Here is a 3542-nt window from a genome sequence, read left to right as displayed (position 1 = left end):
CGGGTGAGGACGGAGAAGAAATTCTCGACGGCGTTGAGCCAGGAGCCGGAGGTCGGTGTGAAGTGGAACACCCAGCGCGGGTGATCGGCGAACCAGTCCAGGACCTTAGGATGCTTGTGGGTGGCATAGTTGTCCAGGACGGCATGGACGAGCTTGCCGGCGGGGACGGCGCGTTCGACCGCATTGAGGAATTTGATGAAGTCCTGGTGGGTGTGCTTGGGCATACAGCGTCCGACCACAGTGCCGTGGAGCACGTCGAGGGCGGCGAACAGGGTGGTGGTGCCGTTGCGCTTGTAGTCATGGGTCATGGTCCCGCACTTGCCCGGCTTCAGCGGCAGGCCCGGCTGAGTGCGGTCCAGCGCCTGGATCTGGCTCTTCTCGTCGATGGAGACGACGACGGCGTGGGCCGGCGGGTTCATGTAGAGGCCGAAGATGTCCTCTCGACCTTGGCGGCGAAGGCCGGGTCGTTGGATCTCTTGAAGGTGCGGAGGCGATGGGACAGCAGCCGATGGGCCTGCCAGATGCGCTGGACCGAGCTCAGCGACACGCCGACGGTCCTGGCCATCAGCCGTCCGGTCCAGTGGGTGACCGGCCCGGGCGGTTCGTTGCAGGTCAAGGCGACGATCCGGGCGACCAGGGAGGGCTGCAGCGGCGCGGTGCCGGGAGAGTGCGGGTCTTGTCGCGCAGCAGGCCGTCGACCCCCTCCTCGGCGAAGCGCTGCTGCCAGCGCCAGACCGCCGGGCGGCTGACGCCGGCGCGGCGCACCACTTCCAGCACCGGCAATCGGTCGCCGGAGAACAGCACGATCCGGGCGCGCTGCACGTGCTTGTGGGGGCGGTTGCGGTCGCCGGCGATCTGTTCGAGACCGAGCCGGTCGATCGTGTTCAGGAGGCTGCTCACGGTCTGGGCCATGGCCTCAGATTCACATGCCCTCCTCCCCTTGTGAATCTCCTGTCTGCTTCAATGCACTAGGATTATCCCTATGACCTCCAATTTTCTCCGCCATCACACAAGGCGGCCTTCACCGGGTGGTTATCTTTTCGCTGTAGTTCACAAATGTGTAACAGCGTTGTGTTGCGGCAGGGTGTACCCCCATGTGACAGCCTTTCGTCAGCCCGGGCCCGGGCGCGAAGCTGGGGTTGGGAGACGTGAGAAGCCTTGAGGACGATGATCATGGATGGATACCAAAAGTGCATTGGACCGGAGCGGGGCGTTGTCGCCACGTTGTCGGGGGAGAGTGGCGCGGCGAGAGGAGTGATATGACTGGCCCGCTTGGATCGTCGGTCTGGTCAGGAGGCGTTTCTGATTCACAGGTCATGTTAGTGAGGTGAGGTCACAGCGGTCCCGGCAGTTATGGGAGGAAGACCCGGTCCTGTATGCGTGGGGGCACCGTCAAGTTGTTGAAGGTCTGACAGGAAAGAGGAGATTTTGAGCTGATCATATCGGACGGGATCATGCGGCTTGGGCGAGGCCGACGCCGACTGGGCGGAATTGTTCTTCGTTGCGCCGCTGTGGCACATATCCTCCCCGCCGGCGCCAGCCGTCGGTTCGCGCTGATCGGCGTGCTGACGCCGAGCGGCGACGTGGTTGGACGATGCTTCCCGCTGAGGTTGAGACCGGGACCTGTGAGGATCAGCCGCCAGCAAGGCGACGAAACGCACCCCGCATCCGTGCTCTTCAACCATTTTGTTCTAGAGAGGTGAGTCATGGCTACATTTGTTCACAACAAAGCTCGGGCCAAGAAGTCGCGGGACTGGATCGAGGAGACCAAAGCGAACGGTGCCGAGTGCTGCATCGCGCTGGCCCATCTCGGGAAGGACAACACCCCGGTTGCGATCGTCATGCCGTCCGGTCTCGGTGGGCTGACGAAAAAGCTGAAGACGATGGACTACGAAGGAAAGCCGAAACCGATCGAGGCAAAGAAAGAAAAGGACTTAAATGTCATAGCGCTTGGTCTGGCGCGGCTTGACGAAAGCAATATTCTGAACGTCAGGCTCAAGAAGGGCAGCGCGGAATCGCTCAACAAGGGCCTGAAGAAATACTTCAAGATCGGATTCGGGATTGAGGTTCCCTATGATTCGATCGCTCCTGAGGTCAATCTTCCGGAGGATCAGGAGAACCTGTTTGCCCAGAACGAAGGGGAGAACCAGCAGAGGTTCTCGTCCGAGGAAGCTGAATCCGGTCAGCAGACGAGCGCCGCCGAGCAGCCCGACCAGACGGTCGGCGAGAAACTGGCCTCGGAAGGCTCGCCGAGGCTCGAAGCCGGCAAGGCCGACGACGACATGCCCGAAGAGGATCTGATGGAGGGCGCCGACCTGTCGGCTGAGGACAGCGACTCCGATGAGGAGGATGACGAAGCCCTCTCAGACGAGCTGAAGACGGGCATCGCCACCGCGTCGGCGACCATTGCCGGCCACGCGCTGAGCCTGAGCCGGCAGATCGGCGTCGAGCGAAAGGCCGAGTTGGGCCCGCTGACCGACAAGATCGCCACCTGGCTCGAGGACATGCTGGCCGGCCTGTCGCCGGAAGAGCGGGAGATGCGGCTGCACAACCTGACCAGCCGGCTGCTGCTGATGCTGGCCTATCCCGAGAACCTGCGGAACCTGCAATATGTGAAGACCACCCCATCGGACGCCGACGGCGACCAGGACAAGCCCGGCCGCGAGAAGGTGCTGGTCAACGGGATCGATCTCGACACGGTCTCGACCGACGATCTCACCCCGGAGGAGGTGACGGAGAGCCTGTTCAAGCTGGCCAAGGCGCGGGCCCAGGAGCGCCTTCTGCCCTACCCGCTGAACCAGGCGAGCCCCGACCGGATCGCCGGGATGGTGGCGTCGGGATGGCCCAAGCAGGACGGCGACGCGGACGGCAAGCGCAAGGCCGTGCAGCGCCTGGTCGCCGTCGTGCAGCAGATGTTCGCGAAGGACGACCAACTCATTGGCCTGCTCGGCTTCAAGAAGGCGGATTCGGCCGATGGGGACAACCTCGTCGCCAGCCTGGTCGAAAGCATCAAGGAGGTGTGGGAGGCGCACCGCAACGCCGCGATCCAGCAGAAGGACGAGGTCAAGCGCAGGGTCAACCAGATCGTCAAGGTCGAGGCCCTCGGCGGCACCTGGCGGCATGTCGACGACATCTTCCTGCAGATCGACAATGAGATCTCCGACCAGCTCGCCGCGATCATCGGGCAGGAGGGTGATGCCATGTCGAAGGCGGTCGAGACCGCGGCGGCCACGGTCCAGACCAATCTCGGCTATCTCAGCGGCAACAACATCGTCGATCTGCTCGACAACCCGCCCTTCGACGTCGGCCAGGGCGCCGTCGGCGAGACGCTGCGGGAGGGGCTTGAGGGCGTCAGCAAGGGCCTGAAGCGGATCGAATCCCTGAGCGTCGCGGCCGCGGCATAGACTCCCGCCGGTCCTTGTCCAGTCCCATCGGGAACGGCCCTCGTGTTCCCTTATGTGGTACCCCAATGTGACACCCGGAACGGCAGAGTCGCGACCTTTGTTCACCTTTTGTCTAAATGTGAATCAGCATGGAATAAG

At 63.1% G+C, this 3542-nt stretch carries 1 protein-coding gene and 1 pseudogene; one reads left to right on the top strand and one right to left on the bottom strand.

Annotated elements, in window-relative coordinates; genetic code table 11:
- Positions 1–912: pseudogene (locus FFK22_RS41225) on the bottom strand (IS630 family transposase); the annotation flags it as partial.
- A gap of 794 nt (positions 913–1706) precedes the next feature.
- Here FFK22_RS41225 and FFK22_RS41210 point away from each other — a divergent pair.
- Positions 1707–3404, top strand: a complete 1698-nt coding sequence (locus FFK22_RS41210) for a hypothetical protein (protein WP_186002968.1) — start codon at positions 1707–1709, stop codon at positions 3402–3404.
- The last annotated feature ends 138 nt before the right edge of the window (positions 3405–3542 follow it).

This window comes from Mycobacterium sp. KBS0706, from assembly GCF_005938675.2.
In the GTDB taxonomy this organism is placed as follows: Bacteria; Pseudomonadota; Alphaproteobacteria; order DSM-16000; family Inquilinaceae; genus Inquilinus.
This window is presented reverse-complemented; position numbering and strand designations above follow the sequence as displayed.